Here is a 22,231-nt window from a genome sequence, read left to right on the forward strand (position 1 = left end):
TCGCGGGAATCGGTGACGTTGAACATCACCAGCCTGCCATGACCGCCCTCTCTCAGCGAATTTGCAGAACTCTCAGCACACTACCGAAATACCTCTGTATGGGCGGCATCTGAAGCATCGGCTTGCAGGGTTCACAGACGGGTTACCTAGCGAGCGATCTCCAAACATGTGAATTGTAGAATCGCTCCTCGATTGGAACTGAGGGGCGGTCCGCACCCGAGCAAACACGCAACCCTGATGAGCCCCCTAAAATAGCTGGATGTATCTCTCGACGAGACAAGCGTCTGCATTTTCGGCGAAGACGGCGCGCATGCGACGGAGGATACGCTTGCGATTTGGCGGCCCTCGCCGACTATCCTCAGGCGACGGGCTGTCGTTGCGCGGTCTGGTTGGAAGCTTGTGCACCCAAGCCATCGTCAACGCTGATTGAGCAATATCCGGCTTCAGGGGCAGAATTTGGACCTGCTACATTCCGATATCAGTAGCTCAGCTGTTCTTCGGCTGACTGCCGCGCCGGTACACGCTCGGACAGAATCGAAGGAACCATCACATTCGCATCCACATTGGTGATCGGCGCACGGTCCAGGGCGCGCCAGGTTGACCAAGCGGGTCGAACCGAATGACAGCCTTGGCCGGCTGGAGGACGGAAATCCCGATGCCGAAGAGGTTGGTTCGGCACGAACAGCAAGGGCTGGGAAGCGATCGGCCGAGCGGTCCTTGAAGGGGCGGGCCAGGGTTGTTTGACGACGCGTTGGTTCAGGTCAGCTAATCTAGTCTCTGCCATTCAGAGCGGCTTCCCTCGCCAGTGACAGCGAGTCAAGATATTTGGCATCGTCGGCTTTGATTGCCGCGCAGATCTGGTCGAGATGGGGACAGCTCACTGGTGCACCTTTGGGCTCATAGTGTTTCCTCGTCATCGAGATGAGGATTGCCGGATTTGGCGTAGAACACCAACACGGGTCCGAGATCAAAGCGCGTCCCGGGCGCAAGGCGCTGGACGGACCGGGGCCATGTTTCGGTTGAGGCGCCATCGATGCCTCGCGCCAGCGTTCTGGCGAAGCGGGGCATCAGCGGAGCGAGTGTCGGTGCCAGGATCGCAGCGGCCGTCGTCTGAAGGGCTAGCGAAGTCCGATTGCGGGCGGGATAGAAACGTCGCGCCGCCGCAAAGTCTCGCGCCCCGCGGTAGATCACGCAATCGCGCACGAATTCGCAGACCTGAGTGGCCGCGCGCCGAACCGAGAAGCCTTCGTCAGAATAGGCGCGCTCCATCGCAGCGCGATAGATCTCTATGCGAGCAAAGAAGGCGCGGTCGACCGGGCTCCAGTCGCCTGCATCGGGTACACGGCCGGCAAAATCCTGCTTGATTTCCTGGTTCAACGCCTCAAGCCAGTTCAGCCAGATGCTTTGGAACACCTCGTTCTCGGTGCGGCGCAGCGCGTCCAGCGTGAAATCCGTCCGCTCACCTTCCGGGCGTGTCAGGCCCAAATGAAGGCGCACGACGTCGACTGTCTTTGGGCTCAGAACCTCCTTGCCCCAGACCGCATGGCGGCAGCTGGTTGAGAACTTCTTGCCGTCGAGCAGGTAGAACTCGTTGACGTGATAGCGGATGCGTGGCTTCCAGTGGGAGAAGACCTCGGCGTAAAGAGCGGGGTATAGTAGCGCGTGGTAGAACGAATTGTCGAAGCCGAAGAAATGGACAATCTGCCAGTCGTTGCCGGGCATCTCCGCCTTCCAGTTGCGACCCATCGAGCGGCCGAGCGCCTGGATGTTGTAAAGAAAACCGAAGGCCATCTCCGGCCAGACCCAGATCACTTGCCCCGGGAACCCTTCCGCCGGCAGGCCCCAGTCCGAGGGGTGGGTAATGGGCACTGAAAATTTCCCGCGTCGGCGTACGCGTGCGAAGAGATCCAAGATCCGTAGCGGGACGCCCGACGCCCTTAGATGCCGGTCGATATTGTCGTAGCATTGGTCCATGGCAAGTTCCGGACGGCGGAGGGAGCCGACCACCGGCGCCTCGGCAGACTGCCGTGACCGCGCTGCACCTAAGTCGTGGCAAAGGTTTGGGGCACCGCATTCCTCGCAGATGTTGCCAGCGGCGGAGCCGCCGCAATCGGGGCAGAGGCCGCCAACATCCGGCTCGTAAAGATAGTGGCCTGTCACAGCATCAAAAAGCGCAGGGCTCTGGCGCAAATCTACCGCCGCGCTGCTCAGAAGACTCCGGAAACACGCGGTTTGGAACTCGCCGTAACCGTCATCGCCCATTGTGGCTTGGAAGCTGTGGATCTCACAATCGAGATGTGCAAGCGTGGCGCGAATCTCGTCGGCGTAGTAGCGCGCCACATTGGCAGGCGTCGATTGATCGGCATCGGCGCGTGTCGCGACGTAGCTCTGGTAATCGTCGCTTCCGGTCAGGTGATAGGCCTCCACTCCTTTCATGCGCAGGAAACGAGTATAGACGTCAGCGCCGAAATAAGGGCCAGAAAGATGCCCCAGATGCAGATCGCCATTTGGCGTTGGCGGCGTGGAGAAGACGAAGATTGGGCCGCGTGGAGTTGTGGTCTTTGCAGCGGCATCAAGGGCGGCCTCGCCGTCTCGCCAGTAGACAGCGACGAAATCTAGGTCTTTGTTTCCGTCATTGCGCAGCACATGCGCTTCAAAAGGATGGAACAGAACGACATCGCCCGCCTCGACCGAGATTTCCCCCCGGTCGGTGGTGACATTGCCCGATCCTGACAGGATCACGAACGCCTCGATTTCGTCGTGCCGATGGGGCTCGGATGTGACGCCGGGTCCAACCTTTCCGAATGAAAACCCTGTGCGAGCGCTGCCTGTTCCAAGCGTGGCCGTGTCGATACCAAACGCCCGCGACAGTTCCGTTCGAGAAAACGTGTATTTGCGCATGACAACCAACCTAAGCTGTTGAAGCAGTGGGACCTTCGGCTGCCAACGCAACAGCCTCCCGTGCAATTCGTGGAGAGAAACGGCAGCCCCACCCGTTGGCGGCGCGACCAGGATAGTGCAGCTCTGGACCGGCAAGCGGGCAACCAAGGGGGGCACTAGTCGGGCTGTAGGCGCACAGAAGACCGCCTGCGACCACCTCCGCAATCCACGTGCCAAAGCGTCGTAACAGGCTGCGGTCGATGCTCCGCGAGCCCGCAAATCAGACGTCCATACCGTCCGCGCATTTTGAGCGGTCGATCAGTTTCGTGTGCATGCCTCCGCCTGGCTGCGTGAGCTCAATCGCGATAGAAGATGCCATTTGGGGGCTTGAGATTGTCGAGATCCGCCACTTTGCCCTCGGGCGGGTTAAGGGCGCGCTTAAGCACGTTATATTCAGCGCGGGTTGGCCCGCCGGTTGAAGCACGCTGGAACACCAAGTAGAGTGTCCGCCGAGAACGATTGCTTTTGTTCGGTCGTGAGTAGTGCGGCGCGTAATCGTCGAAGATGAAGATGTCGCCAGACTTCCATACTACGGGTTCCCAGGAGAACTTTTCGGCAACTTGAGGGTCGATCACCCCACCGGCATCCATGGGAAACACCCCCTTCTTGTGGTTGCCGGGGCTGAAGAAAAGCCCGCCGTTTTCCTCGTCGGAGTCGTCGATGCCTATGGCAACCACCGCATGGACCATCCGATCCGGGAGTTTGTGTGGAATGTGATAAATATCCTGATGCGGGAGATAGCCGCCGCTGTCAGGGTAGTGGAAAATCAGCAACTCCTTGAGCCTGCGCGAATCTTCGCCAAGCAACTCCTCGACCGCTGACTTTATGCGCTGATCTTCTAAGAGCAAACGACGCAATGGACCATGGAAGTCGAGAAAATTCTCCATCTTGGAGGTGATCTTTCGATTGTCCGTCGACTTCTCGAACCACATGAGCCATTTATCATCGCTGACGGCCCAGCGTGACATATCTTCGACAAAGGTAGAGATATCTTCCTGAGCCGCTGGATCGAAGAACCTTTCGAGCCTGACGTATCCGTCCTTCTGCCACTTTTCTCTTTGTGCATCAGTCAACATGCGAAAAGCCTCCTGTTGGAAACACTGGTTTGGTTGGACATGCCAATTAGGGCGGTCGGGCGCTGATCAAGTTGCGGGTCCACAGAGACGGACTCACGTGATGAGGGAGGCGATGCTAAGTGCGTTCCGCTCCGGCGGATATTGTCCGCAGAAGCTCGGCGCGAGACTGCCTATGTCAGGCTCAGCCGGGTCTAGGCGTTCCGCAAACTGGGCCGGATCAATCGCTTCACCCGGTTCAACCACGACACGAATCGCCAAAGGCCGGCACCATCCGCTACCTGCCGACCCAGCCATGGCCGCCAAGACCACGGCGGTCTTTCGAGTGAGCGACTTGGTACGGCCTTGGCAACCGTAGGGGAAATGCACGCCCCCAGAGTGATGCGATGCGCCGCTTGGTCGAAGGGCTTGGTCGGTCACGATCATATCGGAGAAGCCTCCGGGGTTCGCCGCAGCGCAGGCGGGCATCATTCCTAGGATGCCACCGCCGATGATCAAAAGCATACGAGTCATATTCCACTGCCCATTTCTTCGGCTGCGTGGTCGGGCCAGCTCTCGATCGAGGTATGAGTGATGAAGCCAGGATGCTCGGGGTTCGCGCATGGCGCGCGCCCAAGTAGGCTATCGAGGATGCGACGCGCGCGCCAGGCCAGCAAGCTTAGGTTCGGATCGGCCAGGCCGCGCTGCCCGAGGCTCGCATTTTGTACGAAGATGCGTCTGTCACACGGTCCGTCCCAGCTCACCGAAAAATCCTCGCGAATAGCTAATTCATTGTCGATCTGCTCCAAGCGGCCCATGATCGGTTCCAACAAGCTTGGGACCGCGTTCTCGTAACCGGTGGCCAGGATGACGATGTCAGCCGTGACTTCTTCGACCTCGTCCATGCCATGCTGCAGGGTCAGCCTGTGACCCGGTCCGGCGTTGATGCAGTGCGAGACGGTGCAGCCCGGCCGCAGTGTGATGTCGCATCGGTATGGCTCGAAAAATGCGTGGCGGTACAGCGCCTGATAGATCGCGCGCAACGTGCTTTCCGAAATGCCGTCCGAAGCAAGCACGAAACGCCGCAGGAGCAGCTTACGCTGCGACTCGCTCATCGCCGCGAAGCGATCCGAAAAGCAGGGCATGAACAACTCGTTTGTGAACGGGCTGTTGTCCAGAGGCAGATAGTTTTCGCGCTGCGAGACCCAAGTGATCGAGGCAGGCCGCCGTTCGTTCGGCAGGCCGACAAGGTGCAACATCACCTCGGCTCCCGACTGGCCTCCGCCGACCACGCAGACATGCTTTCTCCGCACCTCAGGGTGGATGTGCAGTAAAACCGATGAGTGGAACAGGTTGCGTCCAATCCAGCCCTGAAATTGAGGCGGAATTTGCGCCTGCTTGCCAATGCCGACCACCACGTTTCTGGCGCCGAGAACCGCCTTATCCGTCCGCACCCGAAACTCGCCGTCAAAGCGGATTTCGCGCACTGTCTCGCCGCCACGCACAAGTGGGTTCCTGTGGAAGACCCAGTTCAGATATTGTTCGAACTCCACTCTGAGCACGGCTTCGAACTGTGCGTTCAGGAAGTGATACAGACGCCCGTTCTCGTGCAGGAAGTTTACGAAAGTGTAGGCTGATCGCGGATTCACCAGAGTGACCAGGTCCTTGAAGTGGCTGACCTGGAGCTCCGAGGAATCGAATGCGATGCCTGGATGCCAGCGGAAGTCGACCTGCCGATCCAGGAACACTGCCCCTTTCCCAACTTGCTCGTGTATCTGACACGCAAGGCTCAAATTGGACGGGCCAGCACCGATCCCAACGCAAGATAACTCCACCTGCTTCCTCCTATAGCGTCTTCCCACTAGGCGGCTTGTTCGCGGCGAATATCGGCCATAGCCATTAGCCTCCGCTCACGGACTTCGAGCCCCAGTCCCGACCGGGCTTGCGAGAATTTGTCCTGCGCGTTCGGGTCTTCGCATGTGGACCCGCGCATTCCAGCGCGGTGACAATCGACGGGTCATGCCGGCGACGTGGGGCAACGACGTTTGTCCTTTCCGCCCGTCTGGATGCCCCCCTCGCCGTCACGCGAGGAGCTTTCCAGGCCCACTAAGGTGTTTGAAGCCGGCGCAATCGCCTGCCTCGACCATGACGCGCCGGCCTTTCGGCGGTTTGATGGCAGGCGAGAGCGCGGTTTTCACTGCGGCGACGGCATTTTCGGTGCGCATGATCATGGACGACGTCTCGCTGATGCGTTCGCAGAGTCCCATGCATGGGCCGTGCCAGAGAAGGAAATTTTATTAAACAATGGGTTGGCGGATTTACGATCCTGTCGAAAATCCGACATTGGGGGGGACACCTCACTGCGGCGCCCGATTTGCACGTCGATGTCGCCTTTTTCCGATAGCTAATCGGGCACCTTCTGCACCAGAATACTTCTTTTGCGGAGACCAGCACGAAGTCTTCCTGAACGGACAGTGCAGAACCTTGCGTCTCTGCCGGACAGAGTACCCGCACGATCGGCAACTGTTGCCCGCCGACCAGCCGACCGCGTGGCAAAGATTGAGAGCGGCGAAGCTTGCGCTAACGGCCACATTTCTCCGGTATTTCAGCGGTGCATTCCTCGAGACGCTTCAGGCGGCACTTCGCATTGCGAAGTTCATGTCCGGCTTCGAAACGCCGATGGCGCCCCTGAGGTGTAATCGCCACGAGATCGCGCTCCAGTTCGGCAATGCGCGCACGACGCAACCTGCCGAGCCTCTTCCTGACGCAATGCATTTATCCATCCACGCCCGCGAATCGGTCTTCCTGGCAACACCCTAAAGGCTATGCGGGTTATGCCACCGAGACGGAATTTCCGGCAAGCCCACGCTCTAAACATCCGCTATGCAATCTAGAGAAAGCGTTCTTCGGGATGAAGGCTGACGCTGCTTGGGGGAAAGCACTAGGAACCCTCGGATCTGACGCGTCGCGTCGGCCGATTGCGGCAGCTCCAAAGCGCAGGGACAGGCCGTCAAGCGCCGGGCAGCGTGCCCTTCATCGACATTGCGAAGACATCGAGCAGGATGGCCAGCCCGACGCCGCACGCGGTCAGGATAAGGCCGGCCATGAAGATGCGGTTGGCGCGTTCGTAGATGGGTCGGCGCAACGAACTCATGTCGAGTAGCAGGGACAGCGCCCGCAACTGCAACGTGATGCCGACCAGGATCGGCACAACGGCGAACAGGTCGTAGAGCCGCCATGGCATGGGGTTCGCCGCCCAATGCGTGACGAAGCCGAGCGAAAAGGCAAGCAGAATGCCGACGACGGTGATTGTGCCGTTGCGAAAAATCGTCTCGATCAGCTCTTCCTTCGGATCGTGTTCGTCCAAGCGTCCCTCCTCTCACTCAGCAGTTGCAGGCCTTTGCCCGGTCGACGTAGGCTCTCGGGAAATCCCTGTACATCGCCGCCAACTAGTCAAGGGCAGGACCGAAGCCGCGAGGCAAACGTTTTTGGTTGCGCTGCCCTCATCACTTCCTGGGGCGCCATCGGCCTTTGCCGCGAAGTGAACGATGGAAGCGCCGCCTGCCACGGGGTGCTGCGCTCAGAGCGGCAGGGTCAAGGGCGTCATTTCAGCTGGAGTGTCTACAATGAAATAAAAAAAGCTGAATGGCACTCTAGGTGTTTGGTCCCGAGCTTTGATGGTGCATTATTTTCTTCCGAATGGAAGGAGGCACTATGGGCCAGGTTCTACACGGCAGCGCCACGACGACAGAGGCAGTCCGTCGAGCAATACAAAATAGTCATGTCTGGACGGCGCCCGCTGATCAAGGTGACGGCGTGCCATTTCATCAGTCTTGGCGAGGGCCAGAATAGCCTGATCGCTCTGCCTGATCTCGGCATCAAGTCCGCTCAGTTGGCGCACCAACGGCAACAGTGCCGAACGCGCGGTCGCCGGGAGCATGTCGTTGCCCTCAATGACGAGGGTAAAGGCATACCCCAGACCCGTCCCACCAAATGATCTTTACCCTGTCAGCTCTTTTGGCGCGGTAGACGTAAAGCGCGCCGTTGAACGGGTCCGACCTGGCATCGCGCACCAGTGCCAGAAGGCCGTCGGGACCTTTTCTAAAATCGACCGGATGGCTGGCGACCAACACCTTCACGCCGGACGGGATCATGCCTGGCGGACCGCGCGAATAATCCTGGCCAAATGATCCTGGCCGACATCGGCGCCAGCCCGAATGACCACATCGCCCAAACAGATCTCCACCGTTGAAGACGCCGCTTGGGTGACCTCGACAAAGCCAATTCGATCCGCATCCCGCTGCGGCGTCACCGCACCGCTCTTGATCGCCTTGCGCCGCCAGCCGAACAGCTGCGAGGTCGGCACTCCAGCCTCTCGCGCGATCGCCGACACATTCGCGCCCGGCTTCAGCGTCGCCTCGATCAGAGCCGTGCCTTCGCTTGCGCCGACCAGCGCCGCAGACGCTGCGGGCTTGCCTCCGGTTCGGAATCGCCTCAAGAACATGGAAACTTCTATCATCAGACATAGGCGCAGACATAGAAATTGACACCGCAAGCTCCTCGCTCCTTCAGTGTCATCATCTCTCACCCATCATCTGATGCCGCGCCAGATGGGATTGTCTCCGCGCTTACACCAGATCGATCAGGCGCCTACCGTCTCAGTCATTGTCGGAACTACGACGATGTCGGACATAAGACACAGCGCTGTCAAAGTGATCGTATTGTTCTGAAAAGATTTTCCTGGTTGGCACGACACATGCAAGTCCTATGCGCAAACGCACTGCCGCGCCGCACCAACTGAGAAGACCTCATCCCATGATCACGCTCGCCGAGCATGCGGTCGCCGCCGCAAACACTGAGCTGTCCCGAGCGGAAGGAAGCCTTTGCGCTGTCATTCTTCAGGTTGTACGGACATGACCGCGTTCGATTTCCGTCCAACTCTGAATGCTCCCGACGATGATCCCTATCTTTGGCTTGAAGATATAGAAGGCGAACGGGCACTTGACTGGACCGCCAGCCAGTCGGCCAGGACACTGGGGCTCTTCGGTGGAACGCAATTCCAGCGCGACCGCGCGGCCCTCACAGCGATTTTCGACCGTCCGGACAAAACTCCCCAGATCAAGCGCCACGGTCATTACCTCTACAATTTCTGGCAAGATGCCCGCAACCGGCGCGGACTGTGGCGCCGGAGCACCCTTGCCGCCTACATGAAGGCGGAGCCCCAATGGGAGGCACTGCTCGATCTGGACGCCGTCGCCGTTAGCGACGGAGAGGACTGGATCTGGGCCGGCACGTCGATCGAGCCGGAGAGACGGGAAAGAGCCGTTCTGCGCCTGTCGCGCGGCGGAAGCGATGCGGTCGTGCATCGCGAATTCGATCTGAAGTCTCTTAGCTTCGTCGCCGACGGTTTCAACCTCGCGGATGCCAAGGGCGGGGTTAATTGGCTCGACCCTGACACGCTCCTGCTTTCTAGTGCGTTTGGTGATGGCATGGCCACCCGCTCCGGCTACGCGCGCACCGTGCGGCTGTGGAAGCGTGGCGCGAATCCGCTCACCGCGCCGGTAATCTTCGAGACCGGTTCCGAATCCCTCGGCGTATCTGGTCATTTGGACCGCACTGCCGGGAGCGAGCGCCTCTGGCTCATCGAGCAGTCGACCTTCCTTGAGAAGATGGTCCAGATCGGCGACAGGAGCGGGCCGAAGATCGAGATCGACCTTCCTCGGGACGCCTGGTGGAATAGCTTCGGCGACTGGCTGGCGGTAAAGCCGCGCAAGCCATGGACAGTGGGAGGGATGACCCATGCCGCGGACGCGCTGATCGGCATCTCGCTTTCCTCCTTCATCGCCGGCGAGCCCAGTCTTGCCGCCCTCTTTGAATCAGGCGACAGGCGCTCCTTGCAGTCATTCTTCTGGAATGACGGGAAGCTCATTATCTCCTACCTCGTCAAACTCGATCCGCGTTTGGAGATGTTCACTCCCGACCGCCAGGAATGGACGCGCCGAGCCCTGGACACCGTGCCCGCCGAAGGGACTGTTCACCTCTGGCCATTCGATGCGGAACGTCACCAGACCAATGGAGAGGTCCTCGTTTCGGCTCAAGACCCGATCACGCCGCCGCAGCTTTTTCTGATCGACCTCAATACCGCGCCACCTCTCAGCGCCCCAGTGATCCTGAGGCGCAGCCCGGAGCATTTCGAGGCATCCGGACTGGTGGTCACGCGCCACGAGGCAATCTCGACCGATGGGGAGATGATCCCCTATACGCAGGTCGGCCCGGCGAGCGGGAACGGAGATGCCCCGGTTTATCTCACCGCCTACGGTGGGTTCGGCGTATCGGTCCTGCCCTACTACAACTCCTCGATCGGCAAGCTGTGGTTAGAACGCGGCGGCACGTGCGTGGTCGCCAACATCCGGGGCGGCGGCGAGTTCGGCAGCCGTTGGCACGACGCCGCGGGCAGACAGGGTAAACGGCTCGCCCATGACGATTTCGCCGCTGTTGCCACCGACCTGGTGCGAAGGGGCATTACGCGGCCGAGGCGGATTGCCGCCGAGGGCGCCTCAAATGGCGGCCTCCTAATCGCCAATATGCTGACACGCTATCCTGATCGTTTCGGCGCACTGTTTAGCACAATCCCACTTACCGACATGCATCGCTACACCAAGCTTTTGGCGGGTGCGAGCTGGAAATATGGCGATCCTGACAAGCCGGACGATTGGACTTTCCTGAAAGAAATCTCCGCCTATCACGCCGCGGCGCCGGGACAGCCCTATCCGCCTATCCTGCTCGCCACCACGAAGCGGGACGACCGCGTCCATCCGGGCCAGGCGCGTAAAATGGCCGCGAAGCTCTCGGCTATCCGGCCGTGCGGGCGGGCACGGCTACGGCAAGGACAACCGGGAGCGGATCGCGTTCATTGCCCTGGGTACAATTCCTTCGCAGTTCGATCGGCTGGCAAACCGATATCGGTCGATAGATGACCGGTGCCAACACGAGCAACATTTCAATAGTGAGTACAGATTGCTGATCACGAGCACGGTGCAAATATGTGTGCACAGTCACGCAGATGCTCCGTTAATCTCAAGCAATTCCAACAGGGTTTTTCATAGTGCAATCGATCATTTCTGAAGAGCAAGGAGAGATATCATGGCTAGAAAGCAAACGGGCGTGGCGCGGGGAGCAACAGCGGCCGTCGTCCTCATGGTGGTGGGACAGCAAGCCGTTGCGGCCGACCTTGTGCAAGCCCCGAGCGTCCCGCAGGCAGGAGCCTCGGTCCCGGAACGGCCAAGCCCTTGGCAGATCCGCCTGCGTGCGTTGGGGGTCGTCATTGAGGATTCGGGCTACGTCAATGCAGTGCCCGGCTCCGGTCTCTCCTATTCGGACACTGTGACGCCGGAACTCGATATCTCCTATTTCTTCACGGGCAACATCGCCGCCGAGCTTATCCTCGGCACCACCTACGCCAACATCGAGGGCCAAGGAGCGATCGGCGCGCTGGGCAATATTGGCAAGGTTTGGCTGCTGCCGCCCACCCTCACATTGCAGTATCATTTTACCGATTTCGGCGCGTTCAAGCCCTATGTAGGCGCCGGCGTGAACTACACGATCTTCTATAACCAGGGTGCCGGCAGCGCCGATGCTCTCAAGGTTAAGAATACGTTCGGCACGGCGTTGCAGGTCGGATTCGACTACATGGTGGATCAGCACTGGGGTGTTAACTTCGACGTGAAGAAGCTGTTCCTCAAGCCAGACTTCGACGTAACGGTCGACGGCGCGAAGCTGACTGGAAAGGCGGAGCTCGATCCCTGGTTGATAGGCGCAGGTGTCACCTACCGCTTCTGATGCGCAACGCGAAGGCGGGCTGCTGACAGCCTATCTAAAATGAAGGGCGCCTCGGGCGCCCTTTTCCACGCCGGCGCTGCACGGGCCAGTCGACCGGATCATTAGGGGTGGGCCTTGTAACTTGAGGGACGTGTCCGAATCGGAGGAACGTTCTGGACTTTATGCAATGGCCATCCGGATAGCAGCCGATTGTCGGGTTACTTGAAGAAGCCGTTGTTGAGTGGGCGTTCCGGCTGCGCCCGACCAGGTACTTGCCAGTAGCAGCCGACAGGCTGCCCCGCGCCAGCGGCGCGATGCCGAACGGGGCAAGATCGCTGAAGCCTGCCGAAGAAGACCGGCCGCAGTTCACGAGCAGCCGGCGCGCGCCGCGAGGGGCGCGGGCCCGTAGCAATTACTTGGAAGTCGGGTGGGTCAGGCCTGTTTGTCGGGCCGAACCAGATCCGTGTGGCTGACGTCGAGGGCCATTGCCAGTTCATAGATCGTGATGATCGTCGGATTTCTTCGTCCTTTCTCCAAGCCGCTGATGTACTGCTGGCTGAACCCGGAAATCTCCGCAAGCTGCTCCTGCGTCAGACGCTTCCTTAGCCTGATCCTCTGCACATTACGTCCGACCAACCTGCGCATATCCATGGAGAATAGCGAGCGGATTAGGCAGCTTGAGTTTATCAACTAAAATATGTAGTCCACATTGAGTGTCTCAATCCGCCGGCGGAGGGCTTCGCGGAGGCCTTTTTGCGGAGATATAATCAGCGATGTTACAGCCCAAATCGATCACGCCGATTGCCGACGAAGTCCCCTGGTCGGAGAGCCTTACGAGCTACGACAGGCAGCATTTCACGATCTATCTGCGTATCCTGGATGCCTGTGCCGACAATGCCAGCGAGGAGGAGATGGCGAATCGCATTCTCGGCATTGTCCCGTCCATTGAACCGGTCCGCGCCAAAAAGGCCCTCCGCAGCCATATCGACCGTGCTAATTGGATGGTGACGACCGGCTACAAGGAACTGTTCGCCGGCTGACGCACAGCGCGGGTCTCATGCTCTTCAAAGAAGGAAATTCAGATATTCGCCGTTCATTAGCGCACGGCCACGTGAGACGGCGCGGCGGATACGGTCGCGCAGGTGATCCTGAGGATCCTTCCAGTCGGACCGGACGCGCGCTTGGCCGACCAGCGCTTCGGCGATTTCGCGATGTGATGCTCCGGCAAGCGCGCCATCGAGCGCGCGGAGAACGAAGTTCAATCGGGGCCCGCGTCTTTCTGGCGGAAACAAGCGTGCGGGCAGTTTTCCGTAGGCACAAAGGGCATTGAGGCACTCCATCGCTAACAGACGATGTTTCGAAAGTGCTGCCGGCCAGATCGCCTCGGTGCGCAGGTAAACAGGATGCAGGACATCCGCTCCCGAAACAGCAAGCTGGAGGCTGCGCTCCGCATCGCGAAGAAGAACCTCCTGGCTGTTGTCGGGCATCCGCAGGACTGCAGCACGACATGGCAATGCCGCCAGCTCAAACGACGATATCGTCGATGATGCAAACCGCCGTTCCGCAATGACAGGCAACACGCTTGGGCACCGGCGGGGACACCAAAACACAGCCGCACTGCGCCCGTAAGATTCAGCGAAACGAAACACCCCAGTGCGACAGGTTGCCGGCCGACGCGATCACCTCGACGATGGTTCCATGCGGCAAACTGTTGGCCTGCCGGCGCGCAGCAAGCACATCATGCTGGAATACCGGATTGCGCCGCAAAAACTCCCAAGCCCAGCCACGCAGCGTCAGCCCAGCGGCATAGTCGTATGACCTATCATTCCACCAGTCGGGCAGATTGGCGTCCGCCGAAAGAGACGTGGACATGACTGTGCTCTCCTGCCGGGCGTCACATTCACGCCCCCCGGTGAAGCACCGGCGCCCATAGCACCGGACTGTCGATACCGCTGTTTTGTCGCACCGCATGGAGTGTTGCTGTCGACACTTCGAGATAGCCCGCCAGTGCGCGTGTCGCGCCGATCGTGTGGGGCTTGCCGATCCGCTCGAGGGGCCAGCCGGCGCGACGAAGAATGCGCTCCATGCGCAAGTCGGTGACCGTGACGACGTGGCTGAGCCGGCATGAGAGGCCGAACTCGATCATGCCGGCGAAGAGCTCATATGTGCCGAGAGCGATACCGCCCGCCCCCTTTTTCCCAGAAGAAGCTATGTCGAGCGCAAAACGGCTGCTTTCCCACACGCTCGGATCCTCAGGTGCAGCCCTTCCTTCCAACAGCATCGGAAAAGTATTGCGAATCATGGTCGGGCCCGCTGAGGGCAGAAGGCGAACGCAACCCTCTACCCGGCCCTCGAAACCGCGCAACAACAGGTAGTGCGGTCTGAGCGCGTCAAAGGAATCGATTTCATAGCCGCCATTATCCTGCACGTCCCAGCCTAGGCGTTCCTTGAAGACGCGAAATCGAAGCCGATGCATTGCATTCAGTCCGTGAGCAAAGTCGTCGTAGCACTCAGGCGCGATAAGCTGGATCATCAAAGGCCTCCAATAGCGGGAAACATTTCCTAGCCATTGGAGACGATCCTTCGCGAAAGCGCAGCCTGTGCAGTTCCGGAGGTCAAGCCGACTCATCAGGAAGCGAAAAGCCTGAAACCGCCAGACGCGTAATCGCCTGTCGGGTGGTTGTCACGCCAAGCTTCTTGCGGACGTTTGCCAGATGGAACTCAGCCGTGTGCCGCGAGATCTCCAGGATGCCGCCTGTATCTCGGGCGGATTTGCCGCGCGCGGCCCACTGGAGGCACTCGTATTCACGCGGCGTCAACAACACCCCGCCAACTCTTCGATCCCCCGATAGTCTGCAGCGGACGAACGTATGAAAACAGCTCGCGAAAAACGGAAGACCTTGCTCGTAGCGATCGGCCACGCGAAAGTATGCAGGATCGGGCTTGTCAGCGGCAAAGGTCATGGCCGCAAAATTGCCGCGGCCATCAATGATCGGGATCGTCACGCCGCAGCGGATGCCGAACTGCGCTGCTTCCTCGAAAAACCTAAGCTGAGGCACGGACAGATCAAAACTCTTTAGGTCAAATCCCCATCGAAATGTGGATTCGCCATAGCTTGCACGTAAAATGACCGGGTCGACATTCTGATACCGGTTCTCAAGATAGCGCGCTGTCCAGAGCGCCGGATAATTCGAGATCAGCATGGGCTTGCCATTAGACCGCGGCGGTAAGGAGAAGTAGGCAAAGGTGAATAGATCCAGACTTGAGGCGACATCGGCCAAGGCTCCGCGAAAATCACCCTCATCGACACTTACCGACAACTTTTCCAGGAATGTCTCGAAGACAATTCGCATGTCCTTCCTCATTGTTCTTCCTCATTGTCCTGACTCACTCCCTTCATCTCTTTGCTGTGCGCCACCCGGCCTGTAGACCCCATCGTAGGGCCGGCCTGACCTTCTTACAAATGCCGCGACGGTCGCGCATATTATTAGCTCGCCAGCGGTAGCTACGCGGCGATCTCGGACGTTTTTGTCCGAAATGCTACGGCAGCCTCCCAACACAAGAAGGTGCTAATGGAGCAGTTCGAGAGTGCGAAGCGCATTGGTGGAGAGCAGCGGGCGGGCCGAAATTGGGTCACCGAACCCCACAAAAAGACGGGCCGTGCGAGTGTTGGTCTTTGACAATTTCGACCGGTGATCGGCAACGCGACCATTGTATTCCTATTCAGCTATAACCGACGTCATCAGGTCGGAAATCGTCAGGCGTGTTGGTAGCAGTGCTTGGGCGACTTATGCCAGGTGGGTAGAAGCTGTTGCTCCGGTTTGACAGACCGAGCGGCGATTCCGTCGAGTTCGTAGTTCGTCCAGCCTTTCGAACGGCTCTGACAAAGCGACCACGCCGAAATGGCTGTTCGCTAATCCCTGATCGATCCGCCTGATGCTGTTACCGATCCGAAGCTCGAATCCGTCAGACCAGACTGCGAGTCCATCATTCAGCACCAGTGGACGGACGACATCATCCTTGTCTTTCGGAAGCATGGGAGATGAACACCTCGTACTGGCGATTCCCGTCTGTGGATGTTCCCGGCGGCGAACTATCCCTGACCAGGGCGGAACAGAACACAGAGCTTCGCGCAATTCGGGTAGAGGCCCGGGCAATTTCCTGATGCTGGAATAAGTGCTGCCTTCAAGCCCCTGCATCTTGACGGCTACATGCCAATGCATCGACTTGGTAACCTGAAGGCGGACTGTCTGCTTCGCAAGCCGGCCAATATACTGAGGTCGTTCTGCGAGAACACCGCCCCAAATCCCAATGCGTAAAATTCATCTCCCCTAATCCTGTGTCGGCAGAATTTTGATTAAGCTCTTACGATCTCCTCGCCTGTTTCAGAAGAGGGACTCGTGTAGGTTTCGATAGTCGCTTCTCTCTCATCCAGGAATTCAAAGAGAAATAACTTGGTCCGCAGTTGGCAGAACCAAGGGTGCAAAGACCACTCACCCGGTTTGCCGCACATGAGCATCATGACGGGCCTTTGATTTCGCGCCGTTGGGGTTTTTATGATCGTTTTCAGGCATACTCGATCCGTCCAGCTCAGGCGGTTCGAAACGGCATCGGGGTGGGTATGCCAGTCCCCGAGATACGTGTCCAACCTCCCGGAATGCTCATAGTGCTTCGCAATCTCCGCCTGTTGCCAGCTTTGATCAGGGAGAAAGCTGCTTCGCTCGTGAGATGCTCGGGGCCCGGCCGGGATCATTGCTGTTACGACGGCAACGTTGCTTTCGGCCCAGTATCCCATGAAGGTCCCACCCGTTTCCCGATCATACCAGAGGTCGGCATCGATCTGCATGTCCTGCATGATCGCCCGAGGCACCCACACTATGGGTTGCATCCGCATTCTTTCATGGGAGGCAACCCATCCACCCGCCAAGACGGCGGCACCCGCTTGATGCCGTCATGCAATGTGAGGGTGTGAACCAAGGATTCCTTGAAATCGGCTGGCTGCGAGAGAATGTCCACGGTCAACCGGACAGCTTCCAGCGATAATTCATGAAGATCGAATGAAGCCCCAGTGAAGGTCAACTCGGCGCATCCAGCCGGCTGATTTAGCGCGGAGATTTCTCCTGACCCAGGAGCTTTCTCGATCAAACCTTTCGCATAGGCGAATTCGCGGCAGGTTGGACAGCCGGATTTCGGCTGATAGGCAGCAACGACGCCCCCCTTCAACGAGAGCGTCCCGAAAAGAGAGATCATCGGTTTGCCGGCGGACTTGCAGTGATCGGCCAGCAAACGTGAGATTCCGGAAGAGGCCGTTGCATCGATGACGATGTCCGCCTTCCCAAAAATCGGCGGTAGAACTGAATGGTCTCTTCCGTTCCCGTCGGCCGCCGCGGCTATGCCTACGGTGTGATGGATCGCCTCGACCTCGACGCTTGGGTATTCGGATTCCACGTGGTGCTTGACGGCGGTCGTCTTTCGCATTCCCCAGGCCGTCGCACCAAGCGGCCATCGGATCGAGTTTCCTGGTTCGACGATGTCATGGTCGATGACGGTGAGATGGGAACAGCCGTTGCGGGCAAGCTCGATCGCAACTGGGGCACCAATAGCTCCCATCCCGAAGATGGCAATCACCTTATCCTTCAAGATGCCGACCGATGGAACTCGGGCGCCCATGTCTGTGGCCCCGGCGCGGAGCGTGGGAACTATGATCATGGACGGGCTGGTCCCTCTCTGTCCTTGCTTCACAGCCCGGAACGACTTTGCTGGTCCGTAACGCAGTGGAAATAGCCAGGTGTCGCCGTCAACGCGGTGGCTGAGTTCCGTCGACTGGACCGTGACGGACATCGAAATAGCGGGCGAGCCACTATTGATCACGTGGCCTCCAAAGGTAAGCTGGCCCTGCGCTTTCCGCCAACCCTCGGGCGATGGCGGCGCGAAACGACCTACGCGCCTCCACGGAAATATGCCCGTGACCTTCTTCAATTGAAGTCCGGGAGGAAGCGGAAATTTCCGGGCAGCTAGAACGGACCCGTCCTTCGCCTTGATTTCCTCGACCACACCCTGGAATCTAATTTTGTCGTCCATCTTTTGAAGGGAGTAAGACGCCCGCAAGGTGCCCTCTGTTTCAGCTCCTACATTCCAGGCAGTGTCGATCAACATATAGCTGCCGTCGACATAGCCATCGAATGCCTGGGCGAAGGCGTTCCACCAGAATTCCATCGGTTCGCCCTGTGGATCCTCCATGCCCGTACCATTCAGAGCGTTGGCGAGTTGCTTCTCCAGAAGTTTCGCCAACGTCCACTCGATGGACCACAGTCCTGTGTCACGGCCCAACAGGCAAAGGTTGCCGTCGGTCGGTGAGCAATGCTTGTGCGGAAAAGTTTCCGGGTTTCCTCGAAGGGCGACTTGCGGGCGCACGAAGGGATAGCTGTCGGGGAAAACTGCGCGAAGCTGGCAGACTTCCCCGGATGCCAGCGGCCATTCGAACTCGATGCTGAGCACCCCCTGTTTCAGTTGGTCTTCGTCGATTCGCAGCGAGTCTCGGGCGAAGAATGCCAGGTCACGGAGTTCGAAATCCAGTCGTCCAACGCAGGTATGCTCCCAGTGGGGGAGCATACCTGTTTTCAGATGGCCATAGCCTATCCAGGTCATCCTACTGGACGATCCGGCAGCTGAGGTGGGTCCTTGGGGCCAGGCGGAACGCCGGGCGGACGACCCGGAACGCCATCTGGCGGGCCTGGCACCCAGTCGGGGGGGCCCGGCGGGGTGTGGCCTGGATTGCCGGGGATTGGGGGCCGTGCCATGTCGATTCTCCTTTGTGATTGGTCGAAGATACAGATTTTCACATCGCGGCGTTCTCAGCTAAGCTGAGAATACGATTGCTTTATTCCCGTTGAGCATAATCCGCCTCTCCAGATGCAGTTTGACGGCCCGTGCAAGGACCCGGCTTTCGATGTCGCGGCCGGTCGCCACGAAATCCTCCGCGCTCATCGCATGCGTTACGCGCTCAGTCTCCTGATCTATGATTGGACCTTCGTCGAGGTCGGGCGTCACGTAATGCGCGGTCGCTCCGATAAGTTTCACTCCGCGCTCATACGCCTGATGATAGGGCTTTGCGCCCTTGAAGGAGGGCAGAAAGGAATGATGAATGTTGATCATCTTGCCGATGAGGCGAGTTGACAGGTCATCAGACAGGACTTGCATGTATCGGGCCAGGATTACGAGATCCGCGCCAGTTTCATGTACGAGACCTAGCAGCCTTTGTTCCTGCTCGGTCTTGTTGTCCTTGCATACCGGCCAGTAATGATAGGCGAGGCCCTCCCGCTCGGCGACCCCACGGCTGTCTTCGTGGTTAGAGACGATCGCGACCACGTCCGCGTTCAGCCAACCGACCTTGATTTGGTAAAGCAGATGAAGCATTGCATGGTCGAATTTCGACACCATTATGATGATCTTCGGCCTACGGCGCGCATCGACGGTGTGAACACACAAACCGAAGCGGTCGATTGCCCGTTTGAGCGCACGCTCGATTGAAGCGATCGAAAGCGAATCGTCTCCTTCAACGGCCAGACGCATGAAGAAGCGATTGCTGGTGCGGTCCCAGAATTGGCTGCTCTCAGCAAGGTTGGCACCGAGCACAGCCAGTTCGGTTGCGACGGCCGCGACGATGCCGGGACGGTCTTCGCAGGTTAGAGTGAGAATCTGAAGTTGAGACATTGTACCTTCGGGTCAAATCGATCTGGAGAGCTCGGGCAGGATAACGAAAAGATCGCCGACGAGGCCGTAGTCGGCGACCACGCGCGGCGCGACATTCTTGCCCGACGAGGTCGCCGGCGCAATGATGTGTCATAGGCGCCGGCTATGCTGACGACTAGCGTCGCCAGTGGTTCGGCAAGGCTTTCGGTCAGTTCGTCGGCTTCGGCGAGCAGCACCTTGCTGACGCCCCTGGGCATGGCGGCGGCATAGGCAGCTCCCTTGGCGCCCTTGCCGGCAACCAGCGCATGCACGTCCGAACCGATCTGCAGCGCCGCCGAAAGCGCCTTGGCGGTCTGGTCGGAAAGCGTCGCGTTGTCGTGTTCGGCAATCAGAAGAATAGCCATGTTCTTGTCTCCTTTCCCATCTTCCAGCACGCCGGCTGTTCTCCCGTTGAGATACGGCCCACTCATGGCGTCGCGAAGCGAAGTCAGCCTTCAGAGGACCTATTCGCGTCCCGCGCGCCATTCTCTGAATTTTAGGTTCAATCGTGCGCCCACGTCGGTGAACGGTCGCGGGGGCAATGCTTGGGGCTTCTCAAACGAGCGGAATATTTCGCCGAGTTTGGACCGATGCCCAACCAAGAGTTCGGCCGTCGCGATGCCCGCGGCGGTGGACTTGGTCCCGCCTATGCCGTTGCACGCGCATGCCGCGAAGATGCCGTCTGCCACCTGGCCGAACAGCGGCACCGAATTCCGCGTGAGCGCCATTGCGCCGGCCCAGCGATACTGCATCTTCAAGTGACGATGATCAGGAAAGCGGTCCGCGAACTTGCGGTCATGGAGGTCGCCCGCACTCTTGATCGAGGCGGCGCCGACTTCGATCTTCGGGTGGTAGGTGTAGCGGGAGCGTATAAGAATTCGGTCACCATCGGCCCCATTGATACGCCGTACAGTCGTGCCCATCGGCGCGGCCGGTGTCGCTCCCCATTTGCGGTATCCGCCCAGCGCGGAGGAAGTGAACGGCTCGGTGAGCGACGCGTAAGTGAAGACGTGGAGAAGTTCACCGCTTCCAAACCCGAAGCTCTCCGCGTGGCCGTTTGTCGCCAGGATCACCCGCCCTGCCCTGACTTCCCCCTTGGGAGTCTTCACAGTGCAGCCGCTTGACGAGGCTTGTATGGACAGCGCGGCCGTCCGCTCAAACAGCCTGACGGGCTCCTGAAACAAATCTGCAATGGCCCTCACCAGCGCTGTAGGTTGCACGATGACCGCACCGGGCGTGAAGAGCCCGGACTTGAAGCATCGCGTGCCCGTGACTTCCGCGATGTCCGTAGCACCTAGAACCTGGTTCGGTTCGCCCAACGACTTGAGCGTCATGGAGTATGCTGCAAGGTGCTCGGTGCCGGCATCGGTCATGGCCACGCTGTATTTGCCGCTCGGATCGAAGACGTCCTCGTCCCAGCCATGCTCTTCCGCCAGGCGGGCGTAATGTTGGATGGCCGTCCGCGCTACCAGGATATCGTTGTGGCTTTTGGCAACAGCGTTCACCCCGAAATTGCCCGACGAGATGTCATGGGGCAAATCAATGAGGAAGCCGGAGTTCCGACCACTGGCCCCGTTTCCGACCACGTCGGCATCAATGACGGCGACGGAAAGGTTCCGGTCGAGATCGGCCAGCCGAACAGCGGCGGCCAACCCTGCGAAGCCCGCGCCGATGACGACGACATCGACGGTGATGGCCTGATCCAGCTCGGGCGTTGGCGTCCTCGAAGGGAGCAACGCCGCCCAGCCGGACTCCACGCCATGGGCGGGAAGGCGACGCGCACGAAAGTTCTTACTGGTCATCATACCGCTTCTTGTTCAACCAGTGCGCCTAGCGCCGTCCGAAGCGCCGCAAGGCGGTCCGTCGAAAGGGGACGGAACGGTTTTCTCGCGTTGCCGCAGCCATATCCTGTGAGTCCAGCGGCTGCATACACGCTTGGAACATAGTCGCCGTCCCAAAGGAGGGACATGATTGGCTCCAGCAGCAGCCAGAGCGACTGCACATCGTCCCATCTCTTTTCCCGAGCGGCCCTGACGATCGCCACGCTGGTGCGTGGCGCAATGTTCGCGCCGCCCCAGATCAGACCAGAACAACCCGCGAACAGGGAAAACGGAACGAGCGGGTCGGCCCCGTTGATGACATCCAGGCCGGTGCCGATCAGCCTGACCTGCGCGACCAAGTCTCCACTGCTGTCCTTGACGGCGCGGAACTCGGGCAGTTGGCAGAGTCTGCGGAGCAGGTCCGGCGTTATGCGTACACCGACCGCCTGGGGCACATTGTAGCCAATGATGGGCAATCCGACCTTGGCAACTTCGGCGTAGAAGTCGAAGACGCTGTTGTCGTCCGACGGACCTTCGAAGAAGGGCGGAAGGATCATGACACCGTCCGCACCGGAGTCCTTCGCAAACTGCGTCCTTTCGACGACGTCGGCCGTGAGCAATGCCGAGGCCTGGGCGATCACCTTGGCCCGTCCGGCGACGATGCGCGCGCCACGTTCGATGAGGGACCTCGATTCATCAGGCGACAGATAAACATGCATGCCCGTGCCGGAGCTGAACACGATACCGTCGACGCCCACGGCCAGATACCGCTCGATGAGTTCCTGGAAGCGATCAAAATCAATACGCCCGCTCGAGTCGAACGGAGCCGTGATTGCGAGATTGAGACCGGAGAAAGCAAATGATGACATT

At 59.3% G+C, this 22,231-nt stretch carries 20 protein-coding genes and 2 pseudogenes; 4 read left to right on the forward strand and 18 right to left on the reverse strand.

The window, feature by feature from the left end:
• Window positions 1-897: 897 nt before the first annotated feature.
• The 4 genes from NKJ04_RS28960 to NKJ04_RS28975 form a co-directional block, all read right to left on the reverse strand.
• Window positions 898-2,901: a class I tRNA ligase family protein gene (locus NKJ04_RS28960; protein ID WP_352678775.1), complete on the reverse strand. Its 2,004-nt coding sequence runs from the start codon at window positions 2,899-2,901 to the stop codon at window positions 898-900.
• 335 nt (window positions 2,902-3,236) lie between these two features.
• On the reverse strand, window positions 3,237-4,016 hold the full coding sequence (locus tag NKJ04_RS28965; protein WP_352678777.1) for a phytanoyl-CoA dioxygenase family protein: 780 nt from the start codon (window positions 4,014-4,016) through the stop codon (window positions 3,237-3,239).
• Window positions 4,017-4,522: 506 nt separating this feature from the next.
• Window positions 4,523-5,854: a lysine N(6)-hydroxylase/L-ornithine N(5)-oxygenase family protein gene (locus NKJ04_RS28970; protein WP_352678779.1), complete on the reverse strand. Its 1,332-nt coding sequence runs from the start codon at window positions 5,852-5,854 to the stop codon at window positions 4,523-4,525.
• Window positions 5,855-6,073: 219 nt separating this feature from the next.
• The gene (locus NKJ04_RS28975; protein ID WP_352552306.1) at window positions 6,074-6,223 is read right to left on the reverse strand and encodes an iron-sulfur cluster assembly accessory protein; all 150 of its coding nucleotides are present in this window, start codon (window positions 6,221-6,223) and stop codon (window positions 6,074-6,076) included.
• A 295-nt stretch (window positions 6,224-6,518) separates the two neighbouring features.
• Here NKJ04_RS28975 and NKJ04_RS28980 point away from each other — a divergent pair, with 295 nt between their 5' ends.
• Window positions 6,519-6,812, forward strand: a complete 294-nt coding sequence (locus tag NKJ04_RS28980) for a hypothetical protein (protein WP_352678782.1) — start codon at window positions 6,519-6,521, stop codon at window positions 6,810-6,812.
• Window positions 6,813-7,002: 190 nt separating this feature from the next.
• On the opposite strand, the gene NKJ04_RS28985 is transcribed toward NKJ04_RS28980, so the two are convergent.
• The 3 genes from NKJ04_RS28985 to NKJ04_RS28995 form a co-directional block, all read right to left on the reverse strand.
• Window positions 7,003-7,359: a hypothetical protein gene (locus NKJ04_RS28985; RefSeq protein WP_023736366.1), complete on the reverse strand. Its 357-nt coding sequence runs from the start codon at window positions 7,357-7,359 to the stop codon at window positions 7,003-7,005.
• Between the two features lie 583 nt (window positions 7,360-7,942).
• Window positions 7,943-8,146: an IS66 family insertion sequence element accessory protein TnpB gene (gene tnpB, locus NKJ04_RS28990; protein ID WP_352678784.1), complete on the reverse strand. Its 204-nt coding sequence runs from the start codon at window positions 8,144-8,146 to the stop codon at window positions 7,943-7,945.
• Window positions 8,143-8,496, reverse strand: coding sequence for a transposase (locus tag NKJ04_RS28995; RefSeq protein WP_352678786.1), 354 nt, complete (start codon window positions 8,494-8,496; stop codon window positions 8,143-8,145). Before NKJ04_RS28995 ends, tnpB begins: the two co-directional genes overlap by 4 nt.
• 409 nt (window positions 8,497-8,905) lie before the next feature.
• Between NKJ04_RS28995 and NKJ04_RS29000 the strand changes: the two are divergent.
• Both NKJ04_RS29000 and NKJ04_RS29005 read left to right on the forward strand, forming a co-directional pair.
• Window positions 8,906-10,965, forward strand: a pseudogene (locus NKJ04_RS29000) (prolyl oligopeptidase family serine peptidase).
• Between the two features lie 170 nt (window positions 10,966-11,135).
• Window positions 11,136-11,831, forward strand: coding sequence for an OmpW/AlkL family protein (locus NKJ04_RS29005; protein ID WP_352678788.1), 696 nt, complete (start codon window positions 11,136-11,138; stop codon window positions 11,829-11,831).
• Window positions 11,832-12,242: 411 nt separating this feature from the next.
• Here the strand turns inward: NKJ04_RS29005 and NKJ04_RS29010 are convergent, their stop codons facing one another.
• The gene (locus tag NKJ04_RS29010; protein ID WP_352678790.1) at window positions 12,243-12,461 is read right to left on the reverse strand and encodes a helix-turn-helix transcriptional regulator; all 219 of its coding nucleotides are present in this window, start codon (window positions 12,459-12,461) and stop codon (window positions 12,243-12,245) included.
• Between the two features lie 122 nt (window positions 12,462-12,583).
• Between NKJ04_RS29010 and NKJ04_RS29015 the strand changes: the two genes are divergently transcribed.
• A complete protein-coding gene (locus NKJ04_RS29015) occupies window positions 12,584-12,850 on the forward strand; it encodes a DNA -binding domain-containing protein (RefSeq protein WP_352678792.1) in 267 nt (88 codons plus the stop codon).
• A 24-nt stretch (window positions 12,851-12,874) separates the two neighbouring features.
• On the opposite strand, the gene NKJ04_RS29020 is transcribed toward NKJ04_RS29015, so the two are convergent.
• The 10 genes and pseudogenes from NKJ04_RS29020 to NKJ04_RS29070 all read right to left on the reverse strand — a co-directional run bounded on the left by NKJ04_RS29020 (window position 12,875) and on the right by NKJ04_RS29070 (window position 22,230).
• Window positions 12,875-13,297: a DUF2285 domain-containing protein gene (locus NKJ04_RS29020; RefSeq protein ID WP_352678795.1), complete on the reverse strand. Its 423-nt coding sequence runs from the start codon at window positions 13,295-13,297 to the stop codon at window positions 12,875-12,877.
• A gap of 145 nt (window positions 13,298-13,442) precedes the next feature.
• Window positions 13,443-13,682: a transcriptional regulator domain-containing protein gene (locus NKJ04_RS29025; protein WP_352678799.1), complete on the reverse strand. Its 240-nt coding sequence runs from the start codon at window positions 13,680-13,682 to the stop codon at window positions 13,443-13,445.
• Window positions 13,683-13,710: 28 nt separating this feature from the next.
• Window positions 13,711-14,343: an acyl-homoserine-lactone synthase gene (locus NKJ04_RS29030; protein ID WP_352678801.1), complete on the reverse strand. Its 633-nt coding sequence runs from the start codon at window positions 14,341-14,343 to the stop codon at window positions 13,711-13,713.
• An 82-nt stretch (window positions 14,344-14,425) separates the two neighbouring features.
• Complete coding sequence (locus tag NKJ04_RS29035) at window positions 14,426-15,163, reverse strand: helix-turn-helix transcriptional regulator (RefSeq protein ID WP_502897982.1); 738 nt, start codon at window positions 15,161-15,163, stop codon at window positions 14,426-14,428.
• Between the two features lie 1,004 nt (window positions 15,164-16,167).
• Complete coding sequence (locus NKJ04_RS29045) at window positions 16,168-16,665, reverse strand: Mov34/MPN/PAD-1 family protein (protein ID WP_352678809.1); 498 nt, start codon at window positions 16,663-16,665, stop codon at window positions 16,168-16,170.
• Window positions 16,666-16,685: 20 nt separating this feature from the next.
• Window positions 16,686-18,458: a ThiF family adenylyltransferase gene (locus tag NKJ04_RS29050; RefSeq protein ID WP_352678811.1), complete on the reverse strand. Its 1,773-nt coding sequence runs from the start codon at window positions 18,456-18,458 to the stop codon at window positions 16,686-16,688.
• A gap of 210 nt (window positions 18,459-18,668) precedes the next feature.
• The gene (purU, locus tag NKJ04_RS29055) at window positions 18,669-19,523 is read right to left on the reverse strand and encodes a formyltetrahydrofolate deformylase (protein WP_352678814.1); all 855 of its coding nucleotides are present in this window, start codon (window positions 19,521-19,523) and stop codon (window positions 18,669-18,671) included.
• A gap of 72 nt (window positions 19,524-19,595) precedes the next feature.
• Window positions 19,596-19,906, reverse strand: a pseudogene (locus tag NKJ04_RS29060) (adenine nucleotide alpha hydrolase family protein); the annotation flags it as partial.
• Between the two features lie 99 nt (window positions 19,907-20,005).
• Entirely contained in the window at window positions 20,006-21,343 is a 1,338-nt protein-coding gene (locus NKJ04_RS29065) for an NAD(P)/FAD-dependent oxidoreductase (RefSeq protein WP_352678817.1), read from the reverse strand.
• The gene (locus NKJ04_RS29070; RefSeq protein ID WP_352678820.1) at window positions 21,343-22,230 is read right to left on the reverse strand and encodes a dihydrodipicolinate synthase family protein; all 888 of its coding nucleotides are present in this window, start codon (window positions 22,228-22,230) and stop codon (window positions 21,343-21,345) included. The genes NKJ04_RS29065 and NKJ04_RS29070 overlap by 1 nt, the downstream gene beginning before the upstream one ends.
• Between the last annotated feature and the right edge of the window lies 1 nt (window position 22,231).

This window comes from Mesorhizobium sp. M0618 (assembly GCF_040320765.1).
In the GTDB taxonomy this organism is placed as follows: domain Bacteria; phylum Pseudomonadota; class Alphaproteobacteria; order Rhizobiales; family Rhizobiaceae; genus Mesorhizobium.

What these genes read in the sequence shown, in the direction of transcription:
- NKJ04_RS28960 (WP_352678775.1), bottom strand. Translation starts at nt 2,901, where the DNA reads ATGCGCAAATACACGTTTTCTCGAACGGAACTGTCGCGGGCGTTTGGT.
- NKJ04_RS28965 (WP_352678777.1), bottom strand. Translation starts at nt 4,016, where the DNA reads ATGTTGACTGATGCACAAAGAGAAAAGTGGCAGAAGGACGGATACGTC.
- NKJ04_RS28975 (WP_352552306.1), bottom strand. Translation starts at nt 6,223, where the DNA reads ATGATCATGCGCACCGAAAATGCCGTCGCCGCAGTGAAAACCGCGCTC.
- tnpB (WP_352678784.1), bottom strand. Translation starts at nt 8,146, where the DNA reads ATGATCCCGTCCGGCGTGAAGGTGTTGGTCGCCAGCCATCCGGTCGAT.
- NKJ04_RS28995 (WP_352678786.1), bottom strand. Translation starts at nt 8,496, where the DNA reads ATGTTCTTGAGGCGATTCCGAACCGGAGGCAAGCCCGCAGCGTCTGCG.
- NKJ04_RS29005 (WP_352678788.1), top strand. Translation starts at nt 11,136, where the DNA reads ATGGCTAGAAAGCAAACGGGCGTGGCGCGGGGAGCAACAGCGGCCGTC.
- NKJ04_RS29010 (WP_352678790.1), bottom strand. Translation starts at nt 12,461, where the DNA reads ATGGATATGCGCAGGTTGGTCGGACGTAATGTGCAGAGGATCAGGCTA.
- NKJ04_RS29015 (WP_352678792.1), top strand. Translation starts at nt 12,584, where the DNA reads ATGTTACAGCCCAAATCGATCACGCCGATTGCCGACGAAGTCCCCTGG.
- NKJ04_RS29020 (WP_352678795.1), bottom strand. Translation starts at nt 13,297, where the DNA reads ATGCCCGACAACAGCCAGGAGGTTCTTCTTCGCGATGCGGAGCGCAGC.
- NKJ04_RS29025 (WP_352678799.1), bottom strand. Translation starts at nt 13,682, where the DNA reads ATGTCCACGTCTCTTTCGGCGGACGCCAATCTGCCCGACTGGTGGAAT.
- NKJ04_RS29030 (WP_352678801.1), bottom strand. Translation starts at nt 14,343, where the DNA reads ATGATCCAGCTTATCGCGCCTGAGTGCTACGACGACTTTGCTCACGGA.
- NKJ04_RS29035 (WP_502897982.1), bottom strand. Translation starts at nt 15,163, where the DNA reads ATGCGAATTGTCTTCGAGACATTCCTGGAAAAGTTGTCGGTAAGTGTC.
- NKJ04_RS29045 (WP_352678809.1), bottom strand. Translation starts at nt 16,665, where the DNA reads ATGCAGGACATGCAGATCGATGCCGACCTCTGGTATGATCGGGAAACG.
- NKJ04_RS29050 (WP_352678811.1), bottom strand. Translation starts at nt 18,458, where the DNA reads ATGACCTGGATAGGCTATGGCCATCTGAAAACAGGTATGCTCCCCCAC.
- purU (WP_352678814.1), bottom strand. Translation starts at nt 19,523, where the DNA reads ATGTCTCAACTTCAGATTCTCACTCTAACCTGCGAAGACCGTCCCGGC.
- NKJ04_RS29065 (WP_352678817.1), bottom strand. Translation starts at nt 21,343, where the DNA reads ATGACCAGTAAGAACTTTCGTGCGCGTCGCCTTCCCGCCCATGGCGTG.
- NKJ04_RS29070 (WP_352678820.1), bottom strand. Translation starts at nt 22,230, where the DNA reads ATGTCATCATTTGCTTTCTCCGGTCTCAATCTCGCAATCACGGCTCCG.